Consider the following 1,453-nt stretch of genomic DNA (forward strand, 5'->3'; position numbering starts at 1 on the left):
CCGCGCTTGGTGTTCGTGAGGTGCGGGTGGGGGTGCGGGCTGCGGGGGTGAATTTTCGGGATGTGTTGTTGGGGTTGGGGATGTATCCGGGGGTGGGGGTTATTGGTGGTGAGGCTGCGGGTGTGGTGTTGGAGGTTGGTGTGGGGGTGTCGGGTTTTGGTGTGGGTGATCGGGTGATGGGTTTGTTCAGTGGGGCGTTTGGTCCGGAGGCGGTGGCGGACGAGCGGATGTTGGTTCGGGTGCCGGTGGGGTTGTCGTTTGTGGAGGCGGCGTCGGTGCCGGTGGCGTTTGCGACGGCGTTTTATGCGTTGCGGGATTTGGGTGGGTTGGGGGTGGGGGATCGGGTGTTGGTGCATGCTGCTGCGGGTGGTGTGGGGATGGCGGCGGTGCAGTTGGCGCGGTATTGGGGTGCGGAGGTTTTTGGGACGGCGAGTGTTGGTAAGTGGGGTGTGTTGCGGGGGTTGGGGTTGGCTGATGATCATATTGGGTCGTCGCGGGATGTGTCGTTCGCGGAGCGTTTTCCGGTGGGTATGGATGTGGTGTTGAATAGTTTGTCTGGTGGTTTTGTGGATGCGTCGTTGGGTTTGTTGGGGGTGGGTGGCAGGTTTGTGGAGATGGGTAAGACGGATGTGCGGGAGGGGGTGGTGTTGCCGGCGGGTGGTTCGTATCGGGCTTTTGATCTTGCGGAGGCTGGTGCGGATCGTATTGGTGAGATTTTGGGTGAGGTGGCGGGTTTGGTGGAGCGGGGTGTGGTGGGTCCGTTGCCGGTGCGGGTGTTTGATGTTCGTCGGGTGTCGGAGGCGTTGCGGTTTGTGAGTCAGGCGCGGCATGTGGGGAAGGTTGTTTTGTCGGTGCCGCGGGTGGTGGATCGGGCGGTGACGGTGGTGGTGACGGGGGCGACGGGGACGTTGGGTCGGGTGGTGGCGCGGCATTTGGCGGGGTTGGGGGTGGCGCATTTGTTGTTGTTGAGTCGTGGTGGTGCGGGTGTGGAGGGTGTGGGGGAGTTGTGTGAGGAGTTGGCGGGGTTGGGTGCGGTGGTGACGGTGCGGGCGTGTGATGTGGCTGATCGGGGTGAGTTGGCGCGGGTGTTGGCGGAGGTGCCGGATGAGTGGCCGTTGGGTGGGGTGGTGCATGCGGCGGGGGTGCTTGATGACGCGGTGGTGGAGTCGTTGACGGTGGGTCAGGTGGAGGCGGTGTTGCGGGCGAAGGTGGATGCGGCGGTGAATTTGGATGTGTTGACGCGGGGTGCTGATCTGTCGATGTTCGTGTTGTATTCGTCGGTGGCGGGTGTGTTGGGTGCGGCGGGGCAGGCGAATTATGCGGCGGCGAATACGTTTCTTGATGCGTTGGCGGTGGATCGTCGGTTGCGGGGTTTGCCGGCGACGTCGTTGGCGTGGGGTTTCTGGGACGAGCGTAGTGGGATGACGGGGCATCTTGATGATGCTGATCTGCG

General features: G+C 63.2%; 1 protein-coding gene. It reads left to right on the plus strand.

The window, feature by feature from the left end; all coding sequences use genetic code 11:
• The coding region (locus tag B5D80_RS32650; protein ID WP_144081853.1) for an MDR/SDR family oxidoreductase at positions 1 to 1,453 on the plus strand (1,453 nt) is incomplete at both ends.

It is taken from the genome of Micromonospora wenchangensis, assembly GCF_002210435.1.
Lineage (GTDB): Bacteria > Actinomycetota > Actinomycetes > Mycobacteriales > Micromonosporaceae > Micromonospora > Micromonospora wenchangensis.